Source organism: Pseudoalteromonas sp. T1lg76 (assembly GCF_002964725.1).
Lineage (GTDB): Bacteria > Pseudomonadota > Gammaproteobacteria > Enterobacterales > Alteromonadaceae > Pseudoalteromonas.
The window spans coordinates 60,962-86,751 of the sequence record NZ_PQCE01000031.1 but is presented as its reverse complement, the minus strand read 5'-3'; the positions used below and the strand labels follow the sequence as shown (position 1 = coordinate 86,751).

Sequence of the window (25,790 nt, the reverse complement as noted above, 5' to 3'; positions counted from 1 at the left end):
TAAGCCTTTCATTATTCACGTAAAGTTCATATTTTTATGGCGCAAATAGGGACGCGGTGGTAGGCTAGATACGGCGTATTATTAAGCAATAACAAGCAAGCGCCCTAATTTCGGTCTTTTCTAAGGAGAGTAATATGGACCCCGTTTCGCAGATCCTCAACATGCTATTCACGGTTGAGGCATTTCTACTGATCTTCGTGATTGTGCTACTAAAAAGCAGCGTGAAGTTCGTTCCACAAAACCGCGCCTGGCTGATTGAACGTTTTGGTAAATATCAATCAACCAAAGAAGCCGGTCTTAACTTTATCGTGCCTTTTATCGACCGTATCGCCGCTGATCGCAGCCTAAAAGAACAGGCTCAGGACGTACCGTCGCAGTCGGCAATCACCAAAGACAATATCTCGTTGATTGTTGACGGCGTGTTGTACTTCCGCGTGCTAGATCCATACAAGGCAACCTATGGTGTTGATGACTATGTATTTGCCGTAACCCAATTGGCGCAAACCACCATGCGTTCTGAGCTGGGTAAAATGGAGCTGGATAAAACCTTTGAAGAGCGTGATTTGCTTAATACCAATATCGTCGCGGCAATTAACCAGGCTTCCGAGCCTTGGGGTATTCAGGTACTACGCTATGAAATTAAAGACATAGTGCCGCCTAACTCGGTAATGGAAGCGATGGAAGCCCAGATGAAGGCCGAACGTGTAAAACGTGCGCAAATCCTTGAGTCTGAAGGTGATCGTCAAGCCGCTATCAACGTGGCCGAAGGTAAGAAACAATCACAGGTACTGGCCGCTGAAGCGGAAAAGGCCGAGCAAATTCTAAGAGCCGAGGGTGAAGCCCAGGCCATTATCGCCGTGGCCGAAGCCCAGGCGGATGCTCTGCTTAAAGTTGGTGCTGCTGCCGATACCGAGCAAGGTCAAAAAGCCATTCAGCTTGATCTTGCCACCAAGGCCATTGCCGCCAAAGAAGCCATCGCCCGCGAGTCTTCCGTGGTATTACTCCCGGAGAGCGGCACAGATGCTAGCTCATTGGTGGCGCAAGGGATGTCTATTATCAACTCCCTGAATAACAAACAAAAAATCAGTTAACTTTGAGGAGTAAGCCATGGATCTGATCACCAACAACCTTGCCGAAGCCCTGATGATTTTGGGCGTACTCGCCCTTATCGTAGAGGTCGCGGTGCTGGGTATGTCGACCATAATCCTGTTGTTATTGGGTCTGTCGCTGTTGGCTACAGGGATAATGATGAACTTTTCCTTATTGGAGAGCTCATTAACCATGGCATTGTGGAGCAACACCCTGATCACTCTCGCCTTGGCTGCCTTGCTGTGGAAACCGCTCAAGCGCGTGCAGGAGCAACGTGACAACGCCCAAGTGCACTCTGACTTTGCCGAGCTGACCTTTACTCTGACAGAAGACGTAAACGATCAGGGTCTGGCTCATTACGCCTATTCCGGCATCAGTTGGAAACTGAAGAGTGAGCAGCCGCTTAGCGCTGGCACCCAGGTTAAGGTGGTAAAAAAAGAAGTGGGTGTGATGTGGGTAGCCGCCTGCGAGTAGGCCCCAGCTAAACTCCCCCAAATTGAAAGCGCTTGTTGGCATACCGGCAGGCGCTTTTTTATGCCCGCTTGACCGTATCCGCTTGAAACTACCTCAAGTAACTCAGTAACATGCAAGAAAAACCGTCTACCAAACTATGTTAAAACGCGCGCTTATTCCCTGCTTATTTGCCAGTCCTCTCTGTTTGTATGCCAGCGAAGAACCTTCGCTGTCGTCCATCGAACGCATAATCACCACCGCCTCGCGCCTCGATATCAATGACGATGCCACCACTTTGGCAATCAGTGCGGTAAGTGAGCAAGAACTGGCACTCATTGCCGCCAGTCATATAGAAAAAGCCTTACAGGGAGTGGCCGGTGCCAACTTGCAACATGGTAATGGCCAGGAATACTTGCCGGCTCTGCGCTCACCCGTGTATACCGGCGCCGGTGCTTGTGCCGCCATTTTAACTCTGGAGGACGGCATAGCGCTGCGCGCACCCGGCTTTTGTAACGTCAACGAACTGTTCGAAGCCCATAGCGAAATGGCGCAACGTATTGAAGTACTTAAAGGCCCAGGCTCAGTTTTGTATGGCAGCAATGCCGTGCATGGGGTGATTAATGTAATCACCCAGGACCCAACCCTAGGTGGCGGTTACGGCGCCGTTGATTTGGGCTCCTACGGCTATAAGCGGGCAAAACTGCGTGCCGGCCAGGATTATGGAACGCAAGGCGTCGGCTTTAACGCCAGCGTCACTCGCGACTCGGGCTATCGCGATGACGAAAGCGTCGATCAGGAAAAGTTTAACCTGCGCCACCGCTATGATGGCGATAGCCTGACGCTGCAAAACGGCTTTAGCTACACCAACCTGAGACAACAAACTGCGGGGTATATCGAAGGTTTTGAAAGCTATAAAGACGAGGAGTTGGTGCAGCAAAACCTTAACCCCGAGGCCTTTCGCGACAATCGCGCCATGCGTTTATGGTCTAAGTTGAAGTGGCAATACAGTGAGCAAACACAGATAGCTATCACTCCCTACGCCCGCGATCAGCGCATGACCTTTCGCAAGCATTTCTTGCCCGGCAAGCCCCTTGAGCACAATGCCCAGCACGGTGTCGGCGTGCAAACCCTAATGCAGCACCAGATCAATGAGCGCTGGCGGCTGCAGGGGGGGCTCGATGCCGAATACACTCAGGGCAAGATGTGGCAGTTCCAGGAAAGTCCAACTGATGGCTCGGCGTTTTTACAAGCCACCATACCCCAGGGGAAACAGTACGATTACGACGTCTATGCCACCGGCTATGCCCCCTTTATGGCCTTACAATATCGCCACAACGGCTGGCAGGCCAACCTGGGTGCTCGCTATGAATGGCTACGCTACGATTACCGCAACCGCATGTTAGATGGCCGCACCAAGGACGACGGCACGCCCTGCGCCATGGGTGGTTGCCGATATTCTCGCCCCAGCAGTGACATCAGCTATTTTGATGATCTCTCGCCCAAGCTGGCACTGAGCTATCGCTTTAACGCCGAGCTACTCACCTATGCCAACCTGGCCAAGGGCTATCGTGCCCCTCATACCGCCGAGCTCTATCAGCTCCAGCGTCAGCAAGACCTTGCCGAGCTCGAAAGTGAAAGCTTGGACAGTCTGGAGCTGGGTGTAAAGGGGGATTACGGGCACTGGCAATTTACCCTGTCCGGTTATCTGATGTACAAGGATAATGTGATTTATCGCAACAGTGATTTCTTTAACGTCAGTCAGGGTAAAACCAAGCATAGGGGCATTGAGCTTGAGCTCGATTACCGCTTTAACCATGCCTGGAGCCTGCAATTGGCCATGGCCAATGCCCTGCACACCTATCGTCATAATCAACCGCTGGGCGAGGTGGATATTCGCGGTAATATTATTGATACGGCGCCACGCCTTATCGCCGACAGCCGCCTCAATTGGCGGCCAAGCGATGACCTGTTAGTGTCGCTGCAGTGGCACCATCTTAGCGACTACTTTACCGATGCCGAAAATCAACACAGCTATGACGGCCATGATCTGCTTAGCCTGCGGGCCAGCTGGCAGCTTGCTAAAGGCTGGCAAGCCATAGCCCGCATAGAGAACCTGACCGATGTTGCCTATGCACAGCGCGCCGACTACACCACTTTCAGTGGCGACCGGTATTTTCCGGGCAGACCCAGAACGGCGCTGTTTACCCTGAGCTACCAGTGGTGATAACGCACACTGTCCTTTGCTCTTAAATATACCAAGCTCTGTAAATCTGGCGGCTGAGCCCGGAATTGAACCTCGCCGCCAGGCTCTGTTATTGCCAATACTTTTCATTAAAGCCTATAAAGTTCAACGTATTAAGTTGCAAATCCACCTCTGCCGCTCTACAAGTAATAGACTAGTCTTTCATTAAGGTTCGATTATGAAGCTCACCCATCTGGCCTCTGCCCTAGGCCTTGCCCTGACACTGGCTCCGAGCGCGTTTGCCAATGACGCGCACACCCTCAAACTTGAGGACGTATTTAACCTCGAATACGCCAATCAAATAGACATCAGCGATGACGGCGAGACTGTCTACTTTGTGCGTAACCGCATGGATATAAAAACCGACCGCAAGTTCAGCAATATTTGGCAGGTTGATAGCGGCACTAAGCAGCTTCAGCCCGTGACCAGCGGCGTGCATCAGGACTTTGCTCCGGTGCTTTCACCGAGCGGGGATCGCTTGGCCTTTATCTCGACCCGCGACGGCAGCCCGCAGCTCTATGTGAAATGGTTAAGCACGGGTGCGCTAAGCAAAATCAGTAATCTCACCCAAAGTCCATCGCAACCGACCTGGACGCCGGATGGTAAGTCCCTGGTGTTCAGCATGTTCGTGCCCGCCACAGCCAAAAATCCGGTCAACTTGCCGGGTAAACCCGAGGGCGCCAAGTGGGCGGACCCGGCTGTGTTTATAGATGATGTGTACTACCGCGCCGACGGCGCCGGTTACAGCAAGGCGGGCTACAACCACCTGTTTAGCATTCCCGCCGACGGTGGTAATGCCTCTCAGTTAAGCTCGGGGGATTTTGACCACGGGGGTGCCCTCAGCTTTAGCGAGGATGGCAACACCTTGTATTTTTCCGCCAACCGCCACCACGAACACGACCTGAAGCCCATTAACACGGAAATCTACAGCCTTGATTTAAAGAGCAAGGAGATCAACGCAATAACCGACCGTAATGGCCCGGATAGAAGCCCCAGTGTGTCTCCCAGCGGTCGCTATCTTGCCTACGTGGGTTACGACGATAAGGGCACCAACTACGAAAACGCCCAGCTCTATATTCGCGATTTAAGCAACGCCGATACCCAAAGCCTCACCGCCGATCTCGACCGCTCGGTAGAGCAGATCCAATGGGCGGACAATGGTCGCGGCCTGTACTTCAGCTATGACGATCAGGGCCAAACCACCCTGGCCTATCAGCCATTGCGCGGCAAACGTAAGGTGATCACAGAGCAAATTGGCAGTGTCTCCTTTGGCCGCCCCTACTCCGGCGGCGACTTTGACGTCAGCGCCAGCGGTGATGTGGCCTTTACCCTGGCCGACACCCAACGCCCTGCGGATGTGGCCGTTAATAAGCGCGGCAATACCCGCCGCCTGACACATTTAAACGAGGATGCCTTGGGCGCTAAAACCCTGGGTAAGGTAGAAGAGCTGTGGGTAAAATCCAAACACGATGGTCTGGGCATTCAGGGCTGGGTGGTCTACCCGCCGGAATTTGATGCCGAAAAGCGCTACCCGCTTATTTTGGAAATCCACGGCGGCCCGGTGGCCAACTATGGCCCGCATTTTAGCGCCGAAGCCCAGCTCTTTGCCGCCAAAGGCAATGTGGTGCTGTATATGAACCCACGAGGCAGCGACTCCTACGGTAAGCAATTTGCGCAAACCATACACCACAACTACCCCAGCAATGATTTCGACGACCTGATGACAGGAGTGGATGCCCTGATAGACAAGGGCTTTATCGACACAGATAAACTCTTCGTCACCGGCGGCTCCGGCGGTGGGGTGTTAACGGCCTGGACCGTGGGCCATACCGATCGCTTCGCCGCGGCAGTGGTTGCCAAGCCGGTGATCAACTGGTTTAGCTTTGTACTCACCGCTGACTTCTATCCCTTCTTTACCGATTATTGGTTCCCGGGAAAACCTTGGGATCATATGCAGCATTATATGGAGCGTTCACCCATCAGCTATGTGGGTAAGGTAAAAACCCCGACCATGCTGCTTACCGGCGAAGCCGACTACCGCACGCCGATATCGGAAACCGAGCAGTTTTATCAGGCCCTTAAGCTGCAAGGGGTGGACACCGCCATGGTGCGTATTCCCGATGCCTCTCACGGCATCACCGCGCGGCCGTCTAACCTGATGGCCAAGGTTGCCTATATCCTGTGGTGGTTCGAAAAGCATGGCGAGAAAGACGCCGAATAATCTGACATCGGCATAAAAAAAGCGTGGCTCACCAAAGTGACCACGCTTTTTTTAACATTATCGGCTGTGTGGAGTTAGTAAAAATATGATCTGAAATGCCCTCCGATAAACACTTCAATCAATTAAGTCATTACCTGCCAGCAGGGCGTCTATTTCGAGACTGATTACTTCTTCTGCCTTGACCTTCACCCTGACCTTGTCCCTTCCCTTGGCCTTGCCCCTTCCCTGCGCCACTTTGCTTACGCTGGTTATTCGAGTTGGCAGGACGACGACGCGCTTTGTTAGCGTGGTGGGAATGACCACGTCTATCGGTTTGTTCTTTGCTTTTGGCCGGCGCATTTTGTGCGTTACTTTCTGAAGCCTGAGCTTGACCGTCAACACTCACTTTAGGTTTTTTCGGCTTCTTCGGTTTCTTTGGCTTAAGCGGTTTGAGGGTACTTTCAGGCAACTCATTCGTTGGCTCAAATCCGGCAATCACTTTTCTTGGTAACAATTGCTGAATTAGGTTTTCGATGTCGTTTAGATCTTTCGCATCATCGGCAATCACAAAAGAAATCGCTAAGCCGGAAGCCCCAGCTCGGCCTGTTCGACCGATACGGTGCACATAGTCTTCTGCAATATTGGGAAGATCGTAGTTAATCACACAGGGCAATTGATCTATATCTATGCCGCGCGCGGCGATATCCGTGGCAACGAGTGCTTGTATGCTGCCGTCTTTAAACCCAGCCAAGGCTTTGGTTCGGGTGCCCTGGCTCTTATTGCCGTGAATTGCCGTCGATGGGATGCCACGGGTTTCTAAATTACGGGCGATACGGTTGGCACCGTGCTTGGTGCGGCTAAATATCAGCACCTGCTGCCAATCATTTTCTTTGATCAGATGGCTCAGCAAGGCCGTTTTACGGGATTTATCAACCGGATACACCCACTGCTCAACGGTTTTCGCCGTCGTGTTAGGCGGTACGACTGAAATCTCGAGCGGATCCGTCACTATGGTCTTGGCCAAATCACGAATTTCATCGGAAAAGGTCGCCGAGTAGAGTAAGTTCTGACGCTTTGCCGGTAATAATTTAATTATTTTACGAATATCGTGAATAAAGCCCATGTCCAACATGCGGTCGGCTTCATCCAGCACCAGCATCTCAAGTTGATTAAACTTGATGGCGTTCTGCTGATACAAATCGAGTAATCGTCCTGGTGTAGCAACCAAGATATCTGCGCCGCGGCGCAACTGCATCATCTGTGGGTTAATCTTCACACCACCGAAGACCACGGAATAACTCAGTGCTAATTGCTGACCATAGGTTGCAACACTCTCGCCGACTTGCGCCGCGAGCTCTCTGGTGGGTGTTAGCACCAGGGCGCGAACATTATTATTTTGCGCACGCTGACCTTTACTGAGTATTTCCAGCATGGGTAAGGTGAATCCAGCCGTTTTACCCGTGCCGGTTTGCGCTGCCGCCATCACATCTTTACCGGATAATACCGCGGGTATGCCTTTGGCCTGGATAGGCGATGGGTGCTTATAGCCCTGCTGTTCGACCGCTTGTAATAGCTTCGGCTGCAGGCCTAGGTCGCTGAACTGGATATTATCGTCGGATTGAATAGAAGTGGTCACTGGCGCTGATTGTTTGTTGGTCATATAAACTCGGTATGGGTGGCAAAATACGGCTGACGGTTATTTCACCAGAAAAGGTTTCAGATGCGAAGATTAAAGGACTCTGGCCACAATTACAAAGATAACCCGCACTTTTTCACTTATTTCACACCCAATAGGCACTATTGCTGCCAAATTCAATGTGCACACCCTTCTAAACTGATGGCCAAAATTAGCTTTTTTTATACAGTAAATGAGCGCGAACGGCTTGGCGTATTTGATTATGCAGCTCGAACACTCGCTCCATATCATTGAGATTAAGGGAAATGTTTTCCAGCATCACAAGACTCAGGCTAAATTCCGGATAGTGAAGTGACATAGACATATACCCGGGTAAATACCCGGTATGGCTGTATTCTCTAAGGCCGTCGTCACTGTTGAGCCTAAGGCCATAGCCATAGCTCATGTTCGGCCAGAAAAAATCCATCTTGGTATGAGCGCGCGTCATCAGTTCATAGCTCTTAGGGCTGAGCAATTCGCCGGAATGTAATTTATGCGCAAACGAGGCAAAAGTCGGTGCCGAGGCTATCAAGCCTCCACCCGGGAGTAATGACTCGTCGATATCTATGTTCGCGGCAATCAGGGTATCGGCTTCATCGAAGCCAACGGCAAGTGTCGTCAGGTTGCGACGAATATGCTCAATACTCCCTGTTTGGGCGTACAGCGCATTAAGCTGATTGTCCTTGGCGAATTGCGCCACCTGCTCAGCGAATGCTTGCTTGTTTACCTTTTCAAGTAGTTGACCTAAAAGGGCATAACCATGGTTGGAATATTGAAACTGGCTCCCGGGCGCAAAGCGATTGGCTTTACCCAAAGCATCAACGCCTGATGTGTGGCTGAGCAGATGATGCAGGGTAATTCGCTCATCGTATCTGTGCTGCTCAACAGCATTTTGCTTAGCGCCGTCGTTGGTTTCAGCCGCAAAAAGATAACTATTGAGTGAGCGCGTTAAATCCAGCTTACCGGCATCAACCGCCCGCAATACTAAGGTGGCGGTGATTTGTTTAGAAAGGGACGCCACAACGAAACTGGAATTTTGGTCAATCCCCTCGCCTTTTTGCAGTGCTAATTGCGCCTTGCCATCTTCAAGCAAAATCACGCTGCCGCTAAATGGCTGTGATGCATCATCAATCAGCGCTTTGATGGCGGCACTTAGGGCCCTTAGATCTTGTGACTTCATTTGAGACTTCACACTCGCCTGGGCGGGCTGTAAAGGGGCTTTACTGTGTGTTGTGTCGGCCAGGCTATAGCCGCTAGGGCTAAGCAAAAACAAAGTGCTGCTCAGAAGTGTGGTGGTAATACGAAGACCCATACCTTGTCCTTAACCCAATTAGCGATAATGATGTAACCTAGTCAGGCTGATATCTTGTTTCAACCTTATGTTCATACCATGCATCCTGAATCTAGCCATTTGAATTGTAAAGGCATTTTAAATCGAAAGTAACTGTGCGCAAACGAAAAGAGCGACATCGGGCGTGCAAATAGGAAGCTGTGTTGCGATAAAAATCCAAGCTGGCAAAAGTGCGTATGCTTTGTTATCAATATAGGTAATAAAAGAGTGAAGATGCCCCAAGACAAGAGCAGGTCACTTCAATATGTGATTCACAGCAACGGCAAAGAGCGAACGCGAGCCCAGTCACTCACAGACGCTAAATAAAAGGAAGAATCTATGACGAATATAACGACAAAAGTTTTTGCTGTGTCGCTGCTTATGGCATCAACTTATGGGCAAACCGAGGACGCCGATAAGACCCTAAGGTTGGATAATACGCCATTTAAAAACAGCGAAATCTATTGCGATAACGACAAGGAATTGCACCCGTTTCAAAACGAGTTTGAACTCTTAGATTATTACTCAATGAGCTCGGACGAGGGCGAGCGCCAGGTTATCGTTACCGTAGAAAACAGCTCAAGCGGCGGCCGCTCTCTTAATCACACGCATTTTGTGGCCATTCTTGGTAACTGCGAGCATATCAACCCGATGAAGTTCGAACGCAAGTTTAACGGCAAAGAAATTGTCACCCTGACGCTCAACTTCGGCTTTAGTAAGTTTCCGATTTTAAAGGTAAGTAATTAGCCTAGCTCTGACCGCATGTGAAATTCTCAAGATGGGATGACGGGTTATGTCGGCACAAGAGACCATCTATGTGCTAAACTAGGGGGCCTGCCCCTCTCAGACTTGGGGTTAGTAATGTATTTATCAGGTTTTAACGCAGCCTTTTCACTAATAGGAATAGGCTGCTTTTTTTGGTAATGACCTTTCTATAACAAGAAGAAGAGTCTACATAGATTGCTGATGCTTATCATTCCACGCATCATCACAATCTACATAAGCACCGGGCTCTTTTGGCGAAGGTACCAAATAAATAAACCTTCCTGCCTCGGGTGATTGTACTTTGCTTGATATCTCCCAATCCGCTATCTGTGATTCTAGCGCGGCTTGCATCTCCTTACTCACGTCTCTACATGTACTAAGTAATTGGGCAGAGCCATCACTATTTATCAATACCTCGGTCTTCAATTGACGATACGATATTTGTTTGAACAGTTCAGATTCCATCCCCATCGACAAATCTTCAATATTCCATGTGGCCAAAAACTCAGGAAAACTCATGATTGGCAGTTGCTCAGAGCTTGGCTGCATGGACTTGTCATTACCTTTGGCGCTCAGCGAATCAATTTCTGAACTCTGCTCACCAGCAAGTCGGATAATTTGATGATAAGTGAGACCATCAATCGCGGAGATGGGTGAGTCACCTTTATTCGAGCCACCCTTTTTTAACTCCAACCGAGAATAGCTTTTCACAAAGTGTTCTTTCTCGGCGTCAGTTAATACCGTGAAAATCCTTTCAAGTGATTGCTTTTTAACTACAGAGTCACTTGCAACTATGGGTGTTGAAAGTCGACTTTTTCTGAACGAGGCCATATTTTCTGACTCGGAAGTTAATACCGCATCACATTCATAAACGAAATCCGGATTGGGTGACAAGGCAAAGGATAATGAAACCTTCATACGTTCAGGAACGCGATCTGTGTTTGTTTCAGTCGGACTATAGCGCCACTGTTCCAGCGCTTTTATTGCCGCTTTGTCGAACGTTCCTTTAGGTAAGCTTTTTAGCACTTCCAGATAAGTGGGCACACCGTCACTGTTGACGAAAAACTGCACGTTCACACAACCTTCCTGTGAACTCTTTGCAGCTTCAATGGGGTATCTTGGCTCTACTCGTTGTTCAAGTTCCCATTGGTTCGCTAACAACCAACTGCTGTTCATCGCACATGCCATGCAAAAGATGCTAGATAACTTTTTCATACTATTCCCTGTGATTAGTTTGATTTTTATACTTTGCCTAAGCTACCCGTTAATAGCGTTCCCGTCAATTTAACTACTTAACAAGTACTTAGCCCTATTTCCCGTAACCCAAAGTGCTTTTTCTCACTTTTTTGCCACCAACCCCAGTTGTGCCAGCACCCGCTTGGCGTTGTCTGCACAGTCCATGTCCTCGGGTTTGGATTCGATTTCAGAAAGGATATGCATTAACTGCTTTTTATTTTCGGCCAAAGTTACCTGTAAGGCCTCTATGTCCGCTAGTTTTTGCCTAATTGCCCCAAGCAAGGAGTCGTGTTGCCAGTTTTCCAAATCAGCGGGCAGCAACTGACGCAGCTCGTCCAGGCTAAAGCCGGCCTTTTGGCCATCAACAATCAGCTTGAGCACCACTTCCGCTTCGGGAGGATAGCTGCGATACCCATTGGCCTTACGCTCAACCAACTGCAACAGGCCGATGTCCTCCTAAAAGCGAATTTTGGATGCGGCCAAGCCAGTGCGTTTTGCAAGCTCACCTATTTTCATAACTGGCCCAAAAAGTTTGCAAGCACTTACATTCAAATCTATTCATTAGCACCTTATAGCGCATTGCGCCCTCCTCACACTCGTCCTATACACAGTATATCGTACACTGCTATTTGCTGTGCTTACGTCTGTAAACTCATCAAAGTTTTAGCTCGAGCTGTAGTTGGTGAACCAAGCCCTTTCACGGATGCTGGAGAGGTTTGAATGGCGGTTTTGTGCCAGAAGCGGACGGTGGTGACAAACAGCAAAACGGCACAAAATGTAGACTAAACTCGCGTGAAGCAAGAGACTACATTTTTGTGTCCGAATCTGCGCCTTGTTAGTTTTCGGAGCCAAAATCCCTACTAACAAATCTTGCTTCCTTGATTTCTTCTGAAGCTACAATAGCGTCCATTTGCTCAATTTCAAAATAGTGTATGTACGAAACAAAATCTTCTTCGTATTTCGCATGAACTTGGAGATAGTAAGTATGACCGTTCTTGAATGTAAACTTCTCGTCCTTGAAGCTCCTTTCAACGCTAACTTGATATTCACCTTCTGGAAGATACACATACATGTAACCTCCATTTGTCAGTGGTTCTGTAATTTGGTTGTTGAATGCTATTCGAGGAGACTTCCCGCTTCCTTGAAATCTTGCTTCTCGATAAATATATATCAAGGCTTCATTCGATTCAGGCTTTAAAGCTTGACTAAACTTGGGACCTGTAGCACATCCACTAACTAGTAAGGTCGTAAAAATAATTACATAGATATACTTCAAAACTTTGCCTCTCCTTATTGGTCTATACTTAACGTCCTAATCAGCCGAGCCATTGTTTGGCGTCGGTCGCTTTTGATTGTTATGTAACCGCGAAAAATATTCTACAATTTCTTTGACCGCACTGATTTTGAAACAGTAAAGTGGCTCCCAACGGAAGTTGAATGGAAACCACCACCAATTCATAGAACCTGTATAGAATATTGTTTCTTGCTTTCTAAAATTGAACCTGCATCCCTTAAACAGTGAACCAAATTTTAAACATTTAGGTTTTTTACCTTCTTTAAGAGCTTCACTGGCTTGTAAAATAGAGTCCATATTTACTTCAAGAGTAAGGTGTCCAAAACTAAAGCCTACTTTACCTATTTTTACAGAAGTAGGAGAAGAGTTGTCGATATGCTCGATTTCTATATCATCTAGGATGAACTTCATACTTACTCATTTGGTTACATAACGCCCGCAACACACGCGAGCAACTTGTTGCGAGTCGAGGGCTGAAAGCCCGCTGTGATTGCGTTTGTTAGCTGCCAACTTCAAGCTCAATTAAGCACTCTTGTGGTTACTATTTGCTTGTGATTTTAGTGATTGAATCCAAGCAGCTATAAAAAAGCCAATCATAAGCTCGGTACTGCCAATAATACTTACACGAGTCTCAACAAACGCAAGTGTTATAAAACCTAACATAATGCCAACCGCAAGGCTTATTAACCATGCGAAAAAAGGGAAGAACTTAATTTTACGAATTTTACTTAGAACATAGTTGGAAAAACCAGCACCTAATAAAATTCCAAACGTTACAGAGACAAAGCACGTCAAAAAATAATTTAAACCCAGTTCTTTGGTGTCGCTGATCAAGCCAGTTGAAATAAAAAATGCTAATGGCATAACTAATACCATTATAAAAATTTCAGATTTTAAGTTTATGGATTTCATATAAATAATGATCCCCTAAATGTACGAAGAAATTAATTTAATCGAGAAGCTAACAATTTAATATCGAGCGATTGGGTCGTTTTTCTGCCGCAATCTGTCTCGTTTTTGTCCTATGACCATTGATAGCAAATTTAGAAAGTACTTACCAGCATTGAAGTTACGCTAAGTTGCTATAAACGTGGACACGACAAAAACGACCCATTGGGTCGTTTTCCTGACTATGGGAGAAACTCAAGGATTATGGATGTATAAACAGTAATTTCGGTGGAAGGATGAAAGACGATATGTCGCTCAAAACAGTCTCAGAGACAAAACCATATTCACCATAACTAACCTCTCCTTTCCCGGCGTCCCAGTTAATCTTTGCTCCCCCTCCATACCTTATTCATATTTACGTTTGACATTAAAGTTAACTTTAAGGTTAGAGTGATAGCCATATTCACACAATCGCGGAGCATCTTATGCAAACCATACTTGGAGCGAGTGGGCAAATTGGTACTGAACTGGCGAAGGCCTTATACCAAGAGCATACCCAGGCAATACGCCTTGTTAGCCGCAGTCCAAGCAAGATAAACCCGACGGATGAGCTGCTCAGTGCCGACTTATTAGACGCCCAGCAAACGCATGACGCGATTGCGGGCTCCAGCATAGTGTATTTCACTGCGGGGCTGCCCATCGACTCTGCTATTTGGGTGCAACAATGGCCGATTATGATGGCCAATGTCATCAAGGCCTGTGCGACTCACAGCGCTAAGCTGGTGTATTTCGACAACACCTATATGTATGAGCAAAACAATGTGCCACAAACGGAAGACGCGCCGTTTAAACCTTATGGAGCCAAAGGCCGCGTGCGGGCGCAGATCACCACCATGCTGTTAGAAGCGATGCAAAAAGGTGAAGTTAAGGCCATGATCTGTCGAGCGCCTGAGTTCTATGGGCCGGGGAAAACGCAAAGTATTACCAATGCGACCGTCTTAGATAAGTTACGCGCCAACCAGCAGGCCTTGGTATTCTTACGTGATGATACCTTGCGTACCCTAATTTACACGCCCGACGCCAGCCGTGCCATGGCGCTGTTAGGCAACACCGAGGATGCGTATGGCCAAACCTGGCACCTGCCCTGCGATGATACTCGCCTGACCTACAAAGAATTTATCGCCACCGCCGCGCGGGTGCTTGGCAAGCCATGCTGCTACAAGGTGCTAAGAGGCTTGCAACATAGCCTCGTCAGCCTGTTTAATAAACAGCTGAGGGAAACAAAAGAGCTGCTGCCGCGCTACACCACAGACAATATTTTTGTCTCAGACAAGTTTAAAGCCCGCTTCCCCGATTTTGCAGTGACTCCCTATGAGCAGGGCATTCGTACTACCTTGGTGCAAGGGTAAAGGTCTCCTTCTAGCTTGCTCCCACAAACAAGTCCGGATCATTAGACACCTGTTCAAACCAGGTGCGCAGACTGTCGATGGCGGCGCGGGTTTTGGCCGCCACCGCATCGCGGTGAGGGGTGACCGCGTACACGCTGTAATGGGGTAAATGCCACTGCGGGCATAGGCGCTTGAGCTTGCCTGCGGCGATTAGATGGCGCACCTCCGGCTCTGGCAGCATGCCATAACCTATGCCATCCAAGGTTAGCTGGATCACCGTCTGCATGTTATTGACCATCAATCTGGGCTCATCCAAAGAGCAGCTTTCCCCGCTGTGCTCATGGGTTAACGCCAGGGCCAAACGCTTAGAGTTGACATGGCCAATGAGGGTGTGCGCAGTCAGGGCTTGCGGGTTCTCTGAGCCTGTTTGCGCCAGCGGATGGGCACTGCTTACACAGGGGATCAGCTGCCAGTCGGCCAGGTGTCGGGCAATTAATGTTGAGTCGTGTAAAGGGCCTATACAGATAGCAAGATCAACCCCTGCAGCGATAATATCGAAGGGTTCATCGGTCAGAGTTAATTGCAGCTCAACTTTGGGAAAACGATCCGTGAGCTGCTTAATGGGCTGGCTCAACAGGCCGCCGCCAAAGCCAATGGGCGCAACAATTTTCAGCCGCCCCGAAGGCGTGTGCTGTAACTGCTCCAACTGCTGTTGTGCCAATTCGGCGGTGGCCAGTAATTGCACCGCCGAGGCGTAATAAATTTCCCCCGCCTCGGTCAGCGTCAGTTTACGGGTATTACGATTAAACAGGCTTAAACCTATGTCCTGCTCTAACTTGGTGATCTGCTGACTCACCGCCGAAGCCGTCATATTCAGCTGTGCCGCAGCGTGACTCATATTGCCCGCATCAACCGTTTTCACAAACACTTGCAAGGCGCGAGTTATTTTAGAATTCATAATGTTAAGCGTTACTTATATCAGCTTTAAGTAAAATCCAATTGCTCCTAAGATGGCGACATCATAACATTAAATGATAATGAATATCATTTCTTTTATTTGGACGTAAAAATTGCCACGTCGAACTGGAGTAAATACGTGACTAAACGCAGTAAGCTTTGGGATCTCAAAGCCTGGCATTGGATAAGCTCGGCGGTATGCCTTATCGGCATGTTGTTGTTCGCCATCACAGGTATCACCCTTAATCACGCCGGCAGCATTGAAAGCCAGGCGCAGGTAACGCAAGTCGAAGCCCAGGTACCCGATGCGATACTAACCCAGCTTGTAAATACCAATCAGCGCGAGCAACTGCCACAAAGTTTTGCCACCTGGTATACGCGGCAAACCAAGCAAAGGTTAGCCGCCAATGCGCAAATACAGTGGAGCGACTTTGAGCTCTACGTCGCCATGCCGAATGCGGGCAGTGACCGCTGGTTTACCGTAGCTTTGGACACCGGAGAGTTTTACCAGGAAGCGACACATCGTGGCCTGGTCGCTTATTTCAACGACCTGCATAAGGGCCGCAACACCGGTATCTGGTGGAGTCTGTTTCTCGATCTCTTCTCCATTGCCTGTATCGTCTTTTCACTCACCGGATTGCTGCTGCTTAAACGCTATGCCAAGGGCCGCAAGTCAACCTGGCCCCTGGTACTGGCGGGGCTTGGCATTCCCGCTTTGGTACTGGCCATACCCGCGCACGCGGCGCAAAAAAGCCAGCTAGAGGTGGAGATCCCCAGACTGACGGTGGCCGAGTATCACCCGCCCTATGTCGCCATTTGGCTGGCCGACGAGCAAGGCAAGGCGGTGATAAACCTGGCGCATTGGTACGACACCAAAATGGCCGACCGCGAAGGCGAGAAATGGCTTAAAGATTTACGCCTATGGTGGCGTCGCAGCGGCCGCAGCCTAAGCCTACCGGTAGATGGTGTAACCGGCGCCACTCGCCGACCGGGCACGGTAACACTGGATTTAAGCCCTTTTATGACGGATATAAAAGCCCTGCCGAATGGCAATTACAGCCTGAATATTGAAGCGGCCCGTGAACTGGGTGGTCGTGAATTAGTGCAAATACCCATCGCCCTGCCCAGCGACGAATCAATCACTCTCACCGAGCAAGGAAAGCACGAGCTCGGCACTATTACCCTAACCATGGAGCCCAAGCTGTGAAGCTAGTTAAATTATCATCCCTTATTATCTGCGCCAGCCTAAGTGCCAGCGTTTTATTCGGAAACAACGCCCACGCCCACCGCGCCTGGCTAAAACCCAACACCACAGTAGTATCCGGCGATGAGGCCTGGATCACCTTCGATGCGGCCATAGCCAATGGTATTTTCAATCCGGATCATCATGCCTATCCACTGCAACGCCTCTTGGCCGTGGGACCCGATGGCAAATCGGTGGCCCTGCAAAACAGCGCCAAACTGCGCTATCGCAGCGTGTTTGACCTGCACCTGACCAACGCCGGTACCTATCGGGTATTTAATGCCAGCCGCTCCCTCATGGCGCGCTGGGTCGACGCTCAAGGGCAAGAGCAAAGGTGGCCTGGACGCGGAAAAACAGGCACGGTGGAGCAATTCGCCGAGCAGGTACCCAAAAATGCGAAGGAGCTTCAGGTCAGTGAGGTAGCGCGCCGCATGGAAACCTTTGTCACCTTAGGAGCACCGAATACACTGGCCCTTGAGCCTACGGGGCAAGGTCTGGAACTCAACGCCCTCACCCACCCCAACGATTTATACGTGGGAGAAGCGGCTGACATGCAGTTTCTAATGGATGGCGAAGCCGCACCGGGCACGACCATAACCCTGGTACGTCAGGATGAGCGCTATCGCGATCAACAGGTGGCTACCGAACTCAGCACCGACCAAAACGGTAAATTCACCCTGGAGTTTAGCGAGCCGGGCATGTATTGGCTCGAAGCCGAATATGAGGACAATCAAGGCAAGGCACCGGCGACCATGCGCCGCGGCAGCTATGTGGTGGTATTCGAGGTGCTTCCCCTTTAAGCAGCAATAACTGGCTATGTAAACGGGCTTTACAGCGTTCCTGAGAGCCCTTTTTTTATTTTCCTTTCAAGAAGCTAGCCTTAGCACATAGATTTAAGCAGTAAACAATATTTACTTAGCATGCTAACTAAATTAAACTAATTAGCACGCTAACTAATTTGGAATTGTTGCTCATGTCCGATACCCCTTTTCATGAAACCCTGGATTTAAGCCTGTGTGGGCAACTGGGTCGCGTTCACCGTATCTGCCGGCAGGCGATCACGGTGGCGGTGGAGCCCTTGGGTTTTACCCAGCCAAGGTGGACGGCCATGATGTATATCCAGCACCTAGGTGAGGGCTGTACTCAGCATGAGTTAGCGACTAATTTGGGGCTCGAAATGCCAAGCCTGACGCGCACCCTTAAGCAGTTGGAGCAAAGTGAGATTATCGAACGCCGAGTCGATAGTCAGGATAAACGTTGTCGACGCCTGTATTTTACCGAGCAAGGACACCAGCAAATGGTGCTGTTGCGCGCCCGTATTGCCGAGATTAAAACTCAGCTCTATAGGAACCTCAGCGACGAGCAACTCAACGGCCTTGCCCAAGGCCTGATCCAACTTGAAGAAAATGCCCTTAATTTAATACAGGAGGAGCAGTTGTGAGCCAGCCCCGCACCCCAGATCAACAATTTGCCCGATACGTAAAAATCGCCATCGGCTTTTTTATCCTGTGTTTTGGCTATTTTATCGTCGCCGACCTTTATATGCCGATGACTCCCCAAGCGCGGGTGTACCATCAGGTAACCCAGATCACACCCCAAGTAAACGGCGATATTGTGGCGGTGGAAGTAAGTAATAACGAGCCGGTAAAAGCCGGCCAGTTGTTGATGCGCATTAATCCCCGCCCTTACGAGTTAGCAGTGCAGCAGGCCGAGTTAGCTCTGGCACAGGTACAATTGCAAAACCAGCAGCTCGATGCCGACATCAGCGCCCTAAACGCAGATTTAAGCGCCGCTAAGGCCAGGCTCAATGAACAGCAACGCTTACACAAGCGCAGCGCCGCTCTGCTCGCAAGCAAGGCGATTTCCGAGCAGCAAAGCGATGAAATTACCGCCGGCCTGGCCACCGCCAAGGCCCAGGTCAGTGCCATTAAAGCGAAAATCCAGGCTGCCAAAATCAAGCGTGGCGACCACGGCGACAACAATGTTGCCTTGCAACAGGCCAAAAATGCTCTGGCCCAGGCCCAATTGAACCTAAGCTATACCCAGGTACTAGCGCCCCATGATGGCGTGATCAGCAACCTGCAGGTGACCACAGGCACCTATGCCAAGGCTGGCATGGCCATGACAGGCCTGGTTGCCAACAGCCTGGATCTGGCCGCCGATTTTCGCGAAAAGTCGCTCTACCATGTGCGTGTTGGCAAGACCGCCCTGGTGAGCTTCGACGCCCTGCCCGGTCAGGTTTTTAGCGCCCATGTCAGCGAATTTGCCGCCGGCTCCAGCGATGGTCAGCTTAATGCTAACGGCGCCTTAGCTCAGGTAGAAACGTCAAATCGCTGGGTACGCGACGCACAGCGCCAGCGCATCCATTTGCAACTTGAGCCGCAATCGAGCGCTAAATTAACCTACTTACCAAGCGGCTCCCGCGCTACGGTGCAGATTATTCCCGACGGCGGTATTCGTGCCGCCCTCGCCAAGGTGCAAATTAAATTCGTCAGCCTGATGCACTACATCTATTGATGGATGAGGTGGAATTATGACGCTTACTGCCAACGATGTTCGACAAATGCTGCGTATCGCCAGTGGTGCGACCCTGGGTTTTACACTGAGTAAGCTGTTCAACTGGCCTATGGGCATCTTTTTTACCGTTTACCCCATGCTGCTGCTGGGAATGGTACCTGTAATCAACGCCCATATTGCCCGCCAGTTTGTCGCCAGCGCGCTCTTTTGTGCCTTTGCAGTTCTTATGGTGCAAGGTCTGCTGGGGTTTCACCCTGTGCTCATGTCGCTGGCGGCATTTTTGGTCTTTGCCTTTTTGTTTTACCAGATGAGTCGTGGCGTGAATTTCTTATTCGGCGCGCTCAGCGTGGTGGGGTTGTCGATTCAGTGGCATTTCGCCAGTTATAGCCCTGCGGGCATGGACCTGTATGAGCTTATTTTTAGCAATGTCTTGGCCGTAAGTGTCAGTTTGGGCAGCGCCTATTTGATGCACTGGTTGTTCCCGGACGTAGCGCCACGCACCCTGCCTCAGCGTCCAGCGAAAGACAATGCCAGCGTACGCCATGAAGTGCTTTTGTGTGCCAGCGTCACCACAATGTCTTTTATTACTTTTCAGGTTTTGGACTTACAAGACTCGGTATCGGCTCAGGCCGCCTCTATCCTGATCCTCCTGCCGCTGTGTTGGAAGGCGGCGGGCATGGCGGGCTGGCAGCGTATCATTGGCACCTTGATAGGCTGTAACCTGGCATTAGGGGCGCAAATTCTGCTGTTTAACTACAGCCAGATTCTATTGTTTCCGATCTTGGTGCTATGGATCTTAACCTTTGTGTTCAGTCGCTACCATGTGCTTGGCGGTGGACTGCCGGGTATTGGCTTTGGTGTGATCACCACCTTCGGTATTTTGTTCGGCCAATCTTTGGCACCGGATCAGGATTTAATCTACAGCGCCCTGTATCGCTTTAGCTCGGTCTGCGTGGCCATAGCCGTCAGCCTATGCCTGGTCTATTTAATACATCATTTTCTCAACCGCTTTAGTGCGACGCGCCATCATACTTATTTTTAAGGTTATTTTAGGAATTCGAGGTTACAATTACGCTAAAACAGGGACAACAAGGATGATGATGCACAGGGTCTCTTTAAAACAGGAACAGAAATCTTGGTGGGTATACGCTATTGCTGCAGTGGCCGTATGCGCTTTGATTGGAAGCTTTATCAGTGGGAGTAATCTGCTGTTCGCTCTAGCCATGCTCGCCAACTTGGCGCTAATTTTGCGCCTCAATTTTTCTTCACCTCAGATAAATGCCACTAACCCTTTGGCAAAAATAAAAGTTGAAGGGCAGCTTCTCAAAGTGGGTAAGGTCGCTTTGCCAATTTATGAAGTGCATAAGGTGGTGATTGAGCGCTGCGATGATAAGGGACTGTTCAAGCTTGCCTACAATAGTGGCGGCCAGGTGCAGCTGGTGTTCGACGGCAGTTATTTGGACGACTTAAAAGCCTATATTCAACAAAACATGCCGCACGTTGAGATTGTGACTTAAGGCCGGTGAGGGCCTTAGATCTTTGGCAGTTTCCTTAATTCCTTGGTGCGCCCACGCTGCACTTTTTGGTCGACCCGCTTGCGCTGAGAGCTGCGGGTAGGCTTGGTAGCATGGCGCTTTTTTTCCACCTTGGTAGCGGCCAAAATAAGCTCCTTTAAGCGCTGCAAGGCTTCTTCGCGGTTTTGCTCCTGGGTGCGGTGACTTTGCGACTTGATCACTATGACGCCGTCCTTGGTGATACGGCTGTCGCGATACGCCAAGAGCCGCTCTTTATAGAAGTCAGGTAGTTTTGAGCGCTTGATATCGAAACGCAAATGAATGGCTGTCGCCACCTTATTGACGTTCTGGCCTCCGGCTCCTTGTGAGCGGATCGCACTGAGTTCGACTTCCCATTCATCTATGGTTACGGAGTTGGAAATTTGTAGCATTACTTGTTCAATTAGCTGTTCATCTTAGCTTAAAGGCTCTAGCCTATTATCATCGCCTTTAGAGTCTATCATAGAGTCAATGTGACCCAGTCAATGTGACCCAATCAGTGTAATCCAAATAGGCTTCCACTCTAAAATGGTGACGAGCGCGACGCAAATCAAGATTTATTAATGGAGATAACAATGAAAAAGATATTTATCGCACTTACCCTGGCCGCATCTGCGGCGCTTAGCTCGGCTCAGGCATGGGCACTGGAGCTTACCACTGCGGACGTAGAAAAATTTCTTAAAGCCGCTCCCACGGTGACCGATTGGGCGGATTACCAGGGCGGTATTGACGCTGGTGCCCTGCTTGGCGCCCAACAGGAACAAGAAGGCGATGCGAGCACAACGAATAATGCCATGATGAACAGCGCTATCACCATGTTAAAAGACAACGGCATGTATCAGGAGTTTGCCACCATGCTAAGCGCTTATGGCTTTACTCCAGAGCAGCTTATCAGCGTGGGCAGTGAGATCAGCAGCGCCTACCTGGCCAATATGAAAGGCAGCCTTTCTGCCGAAAACCAGCAGCGTGTAGACCAGGTAATGGGTGGTCTGCAAAGCCTCTCCGGCAGCAAGAGCAGCGACAGCAATTCGCTCCTAGGCGCCCTGGGCAAGGCCAATGAGGCGAGCAAGGAAGAGATTAGCGACAACAACCTCGCTATTGTCAGCGAATATATGCCACAGCTGCAGCAGCTGTTTAGCGCCTACGTACAATAGTACCCGCAAAAAAAGGCGTAGGCGCCTGTCTACGCCCTATTTTCAGCACCCTTTTAAACAAAACTCCCTCCCCTCTTCGCAGTCTCCGTCTTCCGCGTCATAATAGCGCCATGACAATGGTAATAATAACTCCTTATGACCTATCTTCTCGCCACCACCTTGCTGTGGGCATTTTCATTTAGCCTGATTGGCGTGTATCTGGCCGGTCAGGTTGATCCCTGGTTTTCCGTGCTGACACGTATCGCCCTGGCGACCTTGGTATTTCTACCCTTTTTACGCCTGCCTCAACTGACACTTGCTATGACGTGCAAGCTGATGGCCATAGGTGCGGTGCAATTAGGCCTGATGTACGCGTTTTACTATCACTCCTTTTTGTACTTAACCGTGCCGGAAGTGCTGCTATTTACTGTAATGACGCCCCTGTATGTCACCTTGCTCAACGATGCCTTGGACGGACGTTTTAACCCAGGCTTTTTTATGGCAGCGCTGCTGGCCATAGTCGGCGCCGTGGCTATTCGCTTCGATGGCATTAATCAGGGCTTTGTCCTTGGTTTTGCCATAGTCCAGGCGGCAAACCTGTGTTTTGCCAGCGGTCAGGTGCTGTATAAACGCCTTATGGCTCAAAACCCAGGCCTGGCTCAGCATCAAATATTTGCCTGTTTTTATATTGGCGCTTTGGTGGTGGCCTTAAGCTGTTATGCCCTGTTTGGCGATACCACAGCGCTGCCGCAAACGACGACGCAATGGACGGTTTTGGTTTATCTCGGTTTGGTCGCCTCCGGGCTCGGGTATTTTGCCTGGAATAAGGGCGCGACCCTGGTCAATGTCGGTACCCTAGCGGTGATGAACAACCTGCTTATCCCAGCGGGGATCCTGGTAAATGTATTGATATGGAACCGCGACGCCGATATCTGGCGCCTCACCTTAGGCGGCGGCATCATTATGGCGGCGCTGGTACTTAACGAAAAGTACTTCAACAAGCAAAGCTGAATTTGGCAAGGGGGTTTACCCCCCCTTTTTATTGGCCGCTCACACCCTAATGCTGGGGTAAGGCCTCAAAACGCGCCACTACCCGGCGCTGAATTGAGGCCAGGAGCACGATTAACACGGCGCCGATCAAAACCGGCGACAACAAATACATCCAGCCTTGTTGCGCCAGCATGATCAGCACGGGATTAGCACCGGCAGGAGGATGGGTAGTATCGCTCACCAACATCAAGCTCACCGCCAGTCCCGTCGCTATGGCCATGCTTAGGGGCGTGATAGGCGCATACAAACTAAATACCACGCCAATAAATGCGGTGACAAGATGCCCCAAAATAACATTTTTTGCCCGGGCTAATGGGCTATTAGGCACACCAAATACCAGCACTGTCGTGGCGCCAAAGGGCGCCATCAACCACAGCATTTGCGTGTTTAAACTATCCAAATAGGCCAATAGCCCGATTGCTATGGCCGCACCAAAGCCAGCGATAACGTGCTTTATCATTGTAGTCACTTCCTTTTCCCTTTAAGTAGACAGCTCGTTCTACTTTTTAAGGTAGACAATACGGTCTACCTGTGTCAAGCTATTTTCATTCGGCGCCAGATATCAGCGCCGCAAGCTGTAGGAACTGAATCATGCAAGACAAAAGGCAGGTGCTGATAGACACGGCGTTGACGCTTTTTTATCGCCACGGCATACGCGCCGTCGGCATTAATCAGGTATTAGCCGAATCCGGTGTAGCAAAAAAGACCCTCTATCATCACTTTAATAGTAAGGATGAGCTGATCCTTGCCACCCTAGACGTGCGCCATCACAATTTTATGCACTGGCTTAGCGGCGCCGTTCAAGGCCAGGAGCCAGAGCAGAAAATCGCCGCCCTATTCGACGCCTTAGCGCTATGGTTTAGCGGTGAAGTGCAGGCGTTAGGCGCCTACCGAGGCTGTTTTTTTATTAATAGCCAAGGCGAGTTTGATGCCAGCCATACCGAGATTTTGCGCCATTGCGCAGCGCATAAAGCCGAAGTGGAAGCCTTTATCGCGACGTTGCTTACCCCAGAGTTAGTAATCAAAGCCCCATTAATCGCCCTGCTCGTTGAAGGAGCCATAGTAAAAGCGACCTATGGCGAAGGCGAACGCATCGCTGCCAATGGCAAGCAAGCCGCACTAGGTTTGTTGCAACAAGCCTAGCCCTGGAGCGAATGCTAAAGATCTAGTGATTTAAGGAAACTATTGCGCCAGGACTGTAGCAACGCGGGTTTTCAGCTCCGGTAAGAGCTCTTGTTCAAACCAGGGGTTGCGCTTAAGCCAGATATTATTACGCGGGCTAGGATGGGGAAGCGCCAGCGTATCCGGCCATTGGCTACGCCAGTCCTGTACCGCAGCTGTGACGGTTTTATAGCGTTTTTGCAAATGATAACGCATGGCATACTGGCCTAACACCAGGGTCAGTTGCCGTTGTGGTAAGGCCTCAAGCACCTGCTCACGCCAGGTTGCAGCACATTCAGGACGCGGCGGCAGATCGCCTTGTTTACCTGTGCCAGGATAGCAAAATCCCATGGGCACAATGGCAAACTTGTGCGCATCGTAGAAGTCCTCCTCCGTTACCCCCAACCATTGTCTCAGCCGCACACCACTGGCATCGTCAAAAGGCCGTCCGGCATTGTGGGCATGGATCCCCGGCGCCTGTCCGGCGATCAGTATTTTTGCATCACAGTGAAGTTGCAACACGGGTTTGGGCGGCAAGGGCAGATACGCCTTGCACAAGGTGCAGGCGCGTATTTTATCGAGTAAATCCATGCGTAGGCTGATCAAAGGCTTTATTACAGCCTAGCTGATAGCGCGGGACAGCGACAAGCAAAATAGGCTGGCAATACAAGGTATTGTTATTATTGGGATCATAGTTTTACTAACTTGATGACCTAGTTAGTAAAATATTGATCTCAACACAGATCAGATTTTTACCAACTGATCAGGGGCAAAGCCGCTGATCGGCAGCTAAATAGATAGCAAAAATGGCTATAAAACCTGTTTTACGGGTAGTTGCCTGCGTATAACCCCCTTCGCTTATAGAAAGCGACAGCACCTCTTGGATCTCTTTAACCGAATTTATCTAAGCAACTGCCCTTATCCTGCTTATGCCCAGGGTGAAGATCAATATTTTACTAACTCAACAAGCCTCACTTGGTAAAATAATGATCTGTAAACCCCCTTTACAACTTTATACCGATCCCCTCTACTACTTACTGCGACACCAAAATCAGTTTTTCAACAGCAAAGCCTCGCGCAGCTAATTCTCTTTTGAAGTCTTCAACACGGGCCGGATCAACGTTTGGTGTTCTCGCCAAAAGCCAGGCATAGTCTGTGTTATAGCCGCTGATATAAGCGTATTGATATGCTTCCTGGTCGAGCTTAAATACCACATACGAGGAATAGAAGGGACCAAAAAACGATACCTTTAAGTGCCCAACATCGCTCGCATCGACAAATTTAGCCTTACCTTGGGCACTGGCCCACTGCCCCGTTTCGGCATTAAAACCCTTGTTTAAGACCTTTACCGAGCCATCGTCATTTATGCTATAGGTTGCGGTGACCTTTGACAGTCCTTCTTCAAAGGAATGCGGCATTCTGGCAATTTCATACCAGGTTCCGCTATAGCGGGAAAGCTCAAATGGAGTCACTGGCGTTACCTGCTCAGGCATGGAAGTACAGGCGCTCAGTAACAGGGTTAGTAAAATAATGATCTTATTAGTTATGGTGATTTTCATTGTTTTTCCTTTGCTTATAAGTCTTAGTAATCACTTTAGATGAGTACGCAGTCATGG

General features: G+C 49.7%; 27 protein-coding genes. 15 read left to right on the top strand and 12 right to left on the bottom strand.

What is annotated here, in order from left to right; translation table 11 throughout:
• The first annotated feature begins 134 nt into the window (after window positions 1–134).
• The 4 genes from C2M35_RS11640 (at window position 135) to C2M35_RS11625 (ending at window position 6,005) form a co-directional block, all read left to right on the top strand.
• Window positions 135–1,091, top strand: a complete 957-nt coding sequence (locus C2M35_RS11640) for an SPFH domain-containing protein (RefSeq protein WP_105201296.1) — start codon at window positions 135–137, stop codon at window positions 1,089–1,091.
• A gap of 16 nt (window positions 1,092–1,107) precedes the next feature.
• Window positions 1,108–1,563, top strand: a complete 456-nt coding sequence (locus C2M35_RS11635) for an NfeD family protein (protein WP_105265409.1) — start codon at window positions 1,108–1,110, stop codon at window positions 1,561–1,563.
• A 136-nt stretch (window positions 1,564–1,699) separates the two neighbouring features.
• Window positions 1,700–3,766 carry a TonB-dependent receptor gene (locus C2M35_RS11630; RefSeq protein WP_105265408.1) on the top strand — a complete coding sequence of 689 codons (2,067 nt, stop codon included), beginning with the start codon at window positions 1,700–1,702 and terminating at the stop codon, window positions 3,764–3,766.
• 196 nt (window positions 3,767–3,962) lie between these two features.
• A complete protein-coding gene (locus tag C2M35_RS11625) occupies window positions 3,963–6,005 on the top strand; it encodes a S9 family peptidase (protein WP_105265407.1) in 2,043 nt (680 codons plus the stop codon).
• A 130-nt stretch (window positions 6,006–6,135) separates the two neighbouring features.
• Here C2M35_RS11625 and C2M35_RS11620 read toward each other — a convergent pair whose 3' ends face one another.
• Together C2M35_RS11620 and C2M35_RS11615 are read right to left on the bottom strand one after the other, a co-directional pair.
• Window positions 6,136–7,590, bottom strand: a complete 1,455-nt coding sequence (locus tag C2M35_RS11620; protein ID WP_105258864.1) for a DEAD/DEAH box helicase — start codon at window positions 7,588–7,590, stop codon at window positions 6,136–6,138.
• A 241-nt stretch (window positions 7,591–7,831) separates the two neighbouring features.
• Entirely contained in the window at window positions 7,832–8,971 is a 1,140-nt protein-coding gene (locus tag C2M35_RS11615) for a serine hydrolase domain-containing protein (protein WP_105265406.1), read from the bottom strand.
• Between the two features lie 357 nt (window positions 8,972–9,328).
• Between C2M35_RS11615 and C2M35_RS11610 the strand changes: the two genes are divergently transcribed.
• Complete coding sequence (locus tag C2M35_RS11610; RefSeq protein ID WP_105258645.1) at window positions 9,329–9,736, top strand: hypothetical protein; 408 nt, start codon at window positions 9,329–9,331, stop codon at window positions 9,734–9,736.
• Window positions 9,737–9,940: 204 nt separating this feature from the next.
• Here C2M35_RS11610 and C2M35_RS11605 read toward each other — a convergent pair whose 3' ends face one another.
• The 5 genes from C2M35_RS11605 to C2M35_RS11585 all read right to left on the bottom strand — a co-directional run bounded on the left by C2M35_RS11605 (window position 9,941) and on the right by C2M35_RS11585 (window position 13,196).
• Window positions 9,941–10,969 (bottom strand): energy transducer TonB, encoded by a 1,029-nt coding sequence (locus C2M35_RS11605; protein WP_105265405.1) that lies wholly within the window; start codon window positions 10,967–10,969, stop codon window positions 9,941–9,943.
• Window positions 10,970–11,092: 123 nt separating this feature from the next.
• A complete protein-coding gene (locus C2M35_RS11600) occupies window positions 11,093–11,431 on the bottom strand; it encodes a MerR family DNA-binding protein (protein WP_234000058.1) in 339 nt (112 codons plus the stop codon).
• A gap of 394 nt (window positions 11,432–11,825) precedes the next feature.
• On the bottom strand, window positions 11,826–12,266 hold the full coding sequence (locus tag C2M35_RS11595; protein ID WP_158677971.1) for a DUF2846 domain-containing protein: 441 nt from the start codon (window positions 12,264–12,266) through the stop codon (window positions 11,826–11,828).
• 36 nt (window positions 12,267–12,302) lie between these two features.
• Window positions 12,303–12,695: a hypothetical protein gene (locus tag C2M35_RS11590; RefSeq protein ID WP_105213890.1), complete on the bottom strand. Its 393-nt coding sequence runs from the start codon at window positions 12,693–12,695 to the stop codon at window positions 12,303–12,305.
• Window positions 12,696–12,806: 111 nt separating this feature from the next.
• Window positions 12,807–13,196, bottom strand: coding sequence for a hypothetical protein (locus C2M35_RS11585; RefSeq protein ID WP_105265403.1), 390 nt, complete (start codon window positions 13,194–13,196; stop codon window positions 12,807–12,809).
• A gap of 461 nt (window positions 13,197–13,657) precedes the next feature.
• Between C2M35_RS11585 and C2M35_RS11580 the strand changes: the two genes are divergently transcribed.
• The gene (locus C2M35_RS11580; protein WP_105201305.1) at window positions 13,658–14,581 is read left to right on the top strand and encodes an NAD-dependent epimerase/dehydratase family protein; all 924 of its coding nucleotides are present in this window, start codon (window positions 13,658–13,660) and stop codon (window positions 14,579–14,581) included.
• A 10-nt stretch (window positions 14,582–14,591) separates the two neighbouring features.
• Here C2M35_RS11580 and C2M35_RS11575 read toward each other — a convergent pair whose 3' ends face one another.
• Window positions 14,592–15,518, bottom strand: coding sequence for a LysR family transcriptional regulator (locus tag C2M35_RS11575; protein WP_105265402.1), 927 nt, complete (start codon window positions 15,516–15,518; stop codon window positions 14,592–14,594).
• Window positions 15,519–15,656: 138 nt separating this feature from the next.
• Between C2M35_RS11575 and C2M35_RS11570 the strand changes: the two genes are divergently transcribed.
• From C2M35_RS11570 to C2M35_RS11545, 6 genes are all read left to right on the top strand, one after another.
• The gene (locus C2M35_RS11570; RefSeq protein ID WP_105265401.1) at window positions 15,657–16,724 is read left to right on the top strand and encodes a PepSY-associated TM helix domain-containing protein; all 1,068 of its coding nucleotides are present in this window, start codon (window positions 15,657–15,659) and stop codon (window positions 16,722–16,724) included.
• Window positions 16,721–17,560 (top strand): DUF4198 domain-containing protein, encoded by an 840-nt coding sequence (locus C2M35_RS11565; protein WP_234000057.1) that lies wholly within the window; start codon window positions 16,721–16,723, stop codon window positions 17,558–17,560. Before C2M35_RS11570 ends, C2M35_RS11565 begins: the two co-directional genes overlap by 4 nt.
• A 173-nt stretch (window positions 17,561–17,733) precedes the next feature.
• Entirely contained in the window at window positions 17,734–18,201 is a 468-nt protein-coding gene (locus C2M35_RS11560) for a MarR family winged helix-turn-helix transcriptional regulator (RefSeq protein ID WP_105213910.1), read from the top strand.
• Window positions 18,198–19,277, top strand: a complete 1,080-nt coding sequence (locus C2M35_RS11555; RefSeq protein WP_234000056.1) for an HlyD family secretion protein — start codon at window positions 18,198–18,200, stop codon at window positions 19,275–19,277. Before C2M35_RS11560 ends, C2M35_RS11555 begins: the two co-directional genes overlap by 4 nt.
• A 16-nt stretch (window positions 19,278–19,293) precedes the next feature.
• Window positions 19,294–20,319 (top strand): DUF2955 domain-containing protein, encoded by a 1,026-nt coding sequence (locus tag C2M35_RS11550; protein WP_105265400.1) that lies wholly within the window; start codon window positions 19,294–19,296, stop codon window positions 20,317–20,319.
• Window positions 20,291–20,794 carry a hypothetical protein gene (locus C2M35_RS11545; protein WP_158677970.1) on the top strand — a complete coding sequence of 168 codons (504 nt, stop codon included), beginning with the start codon at window positions 20,291–20,293 and terminating at the stop codon, window positions 20,792–20,794. Before C2M35_RS11550 ends, C2M35_RS11545 begins: the two co-directional genes overlap by 29 nt.
• A 14-nt stretch (window positions 20,795–20,808) precedes the next feature.
• On the opposite strand, the gene arfB is transcribed toward C2M35_RS11545, so the two are convergent.
• Window positions 20,809–21,222, bottom strand: coding sequence for an alternative ribosome rescue aminoacyl-tRNA hydrolase ArfB (gene arfB, locus C2M35_RS11540; RefSeq protein WP_105265398.1), 414 nt, complete (start codon window positions 21,220–21,222; stop codon window positions 20,809–20,811).
• Window positions 21,223–21,405: 183 nt separating this feature from the next.
• On the opposite strand from arfB, the gene C2M35_RS11535 reads away from it, so the two are divergent.
• Together C2M35_RS11535 and C2M35_RS11530 are read left to right on the top strand one after the other, a co-directional pair.
• Window positions 21,406–21,984 (top strand): short-chain dehydrogenase, encoded by a 579-nt coding sequence (locus C2M35_RS11535; protein WP_105265397.1) that lies wholly within the window; start codon window positions 21,406–21,408, stop codon window positions 21,982–21,984.
• Between the two features lie 135 nt (window positions 21,985–22,119).
• Window positions 22,120–22,974: a carboxylate/amino acid/amine transporter gene (locus C2M35_RS11530; protein ID WP_105265396.1), complete on the top strand. Its 855-nt coding sequence runs from the start codon at window positions 22,120–22,122 to the stop codon at window positions 22,972–22,974.
• Window positions 22,975–23,020: 46 nt separating this feature from the next.
• Here the strand turns inward: C2M35_RS11530 and C2M35_RS11525 are convergent, their stop codons facing one another.
• Window positions 23,021–23,473 (bottom strand): HPP family protein, encoded by a 453-nt coding sequence (locus C2M35_RS11525; RefSeq protein WP_105258657.1) that lies wholly within the window; start codon window positions 23,471–23,473, stop codon window positions 23,021–23,023.
• Window positions 23,474–23,604: 131 nt separating this feature from the next.
• Between C2M35_RS11525 and C2M35_RS11520 the strand changes: the two genes are divergently transcribed.
• Window positions 23,605–24,156 carry a TetR/AcrR family transcriptional regulator gene (locus tag C2M35_RS11520; protein ID WP_105201315.1) on the top strand — a complete coding sequence of 184 codons (552 nt, stop codon included), beginning with the start codon at window positions 23,605–23,607 and terminating at the stop codon, window positions 24,154–24,156.
• Window positions 24,157–24,195: 39 nt separating this feature from the next.
• Here C2M35_RS11520 and C2M35_RS11515 read toward each other — a convergent pair whose 3' ends face one another.
• Together C2M35_RS11515 and C2M35_RS11510 are read right to left on the bottom strand one after the other, a co-directional pair.
• Complete coding sequence (locus C2M35_RS11515) at window positions 24,196–24,765, bottom strand: uracil-DNA glycosylase family protein (RefSeq protein WP_105201316.1); 570 nt, start codon at window positions 24,763–24,765, stop codon at window positions 24,196–24,198.
• A gap of 443 nt (window positions 24,766–25,208) precedes the next feature.
• Window positions 25,209–25,733, bottom strand: coding sequence for a lipocalin family protein (locus C2M35_RS11510; RefSeq protein WP_105265395.1), 525 nt, complete (start codon window positions 25,731–25,733; stop codon window positions 25,209–25,211).
• Between the last annotated feature and the right edge of the window lie 57 nt (window positions 25,734–25,790).

Excerpts from the sequence above, each read along its gene's own strand:
- C2M35_RS11530 (WP_105265396.1), top strand. The coding sequence starts at position 22,120 with ATGACCTATCTTCTCGCCACCACCTTGCTGTGGGCATTTTCATTTAGC.
- C2M35_RS11585 (WP_105265403.1), bottom strand. The coding sequence starts at position 13,196 with ATGAAATCCATAAACTTAAAATCTGAAATTTTTATAATGGTATTAGTT.
- C2M35_RS11575 (WP_105265402.1), bottom strand. The coding sequence starts at position 15,518 with ATGAATTCTAAAATAACTCGCGCCTTGCAAGTGTTTGTGAAAACGGTT.
- C2M35_RS11520 (WP_105201315.1), top strand. The coding sequence starts at position 23,605 with ATGCAAGACAAAAGGCAGGTGCTGATAGACACGGCGTTGACGCTTTTT.
- C2M35_RS11510 (WP_105265395.1), bottom strand. The coding sequence starts at position 25,733 with ATGAAAATCACCATAACTAATAAGATCATTATTTTACTAACCCTGTTA.
- C2M35_RS11630 (WP_105265408.1), top strand. The coding sequence starts at position 1,700 with ATGTTAAAACGCGCGCTTATTCCCTGCTTATTTGCCAGTCCTCTCTGT.
- C2M35_RS11615 (WP_105265406.1), bottom strand. The coding sequence starts at position 8,971 with ATGGGTCTTCGTATTACCACCACACTTCTGAGCAGCACTTTGTTTTTG.
- arfB (WP_105265398.1), bottom strand. The coding sequence starts at position 21,222 with ATGCTACAAATTTCCAACTCCGTAACCATAGATGAATGGGAAGTCGAA.
- C2M35_RS11525 (WP_105258657.1), bottom strand. The coding sequence starts at position 23,473 with ATGATAAAGCACGTTATCGCTGGCTTTGGTGCGGCCATAGCAATCGGG.
- C2M35_RS11635 (WP_105265409.1), top strand. The coding sequence starts at position 1,108 with ATGGATCTGATCACCAACAACCTTGCCGAAGCCCTGATGATTTTGGGC.
- C2M35_RS11580 (WP_105201305.1), top strand. The coding sequence starts at position 13,658 with ATGCAAACCATACTTGGAGCGAGTGGGCAAATTGGTACTGAACTGGCG.
- C2M35_RS11535 (WP_105265397.1), top strand. The coding sequence starts at position 21,406 with ATGAAAAAGATATTTATCGCACTTACCCTGGCCGCATCTGCGGCGCTT.
- C2M35_RS11610 (WP_105258645.1), top strand. The coding sequence starts at position 9,329 with ATGACGAATATAACGACAAAAGTTTTTGCTGTGTCGCTGCTTATGGCA.
- C2M35_RS11590 (WP_105213890.1), bottom strand. The coding sequence starts at position 12,695 with ATGAAGTTCATCCTAGATGATATAGAAATCGAGCATATCGACAACTCT.
- C2M35_RS11560 (WP_105213910.1), top strand. The coding sequence starts at position 17,734 with ATGTCCGATACCCCTTTTCATGAAACCCTGGATTTAAGCCTGTGTGGG.
- C2M35_RS11625 (WP_105265407.1), top strand. The coding sequence starts at position 3,963 with ATGAAGCTCACCCATCTGGCCTCTGCCCTAGGCCTTGCCCTGACACTG.
- C2M35_RS11515 (WP_105201316.1), bottom strand. The coding sequence starts at position 24,765 with ATGGATTTACTCGATAAAATACGCGCCTGCACCTTGTGCAAGGCGTAT.
- C2M35_RS11550 (WP_105265400.1), top strand. The coding sequence starts at position 19,294 with ATGACGCTTACTGCCAACGATGTTCGACAAATGCTGCGTATCGCCAGT.
- C2M35_RS11605 (WP_105265405.1), bottom strand. The coding sequence starts at position 10,969 with ATGAAAAAGTTATCTAGCATCTTTTGCATGGCATGTGCGATGAACAGC.
- C2M35_RS11640 (WP_105201296.1), top strand. The coding sequence starts at position 135 with ATGGACCCCGTTTCGCAGATCCTCAACATGCTATTCACGGTTGAGGCA.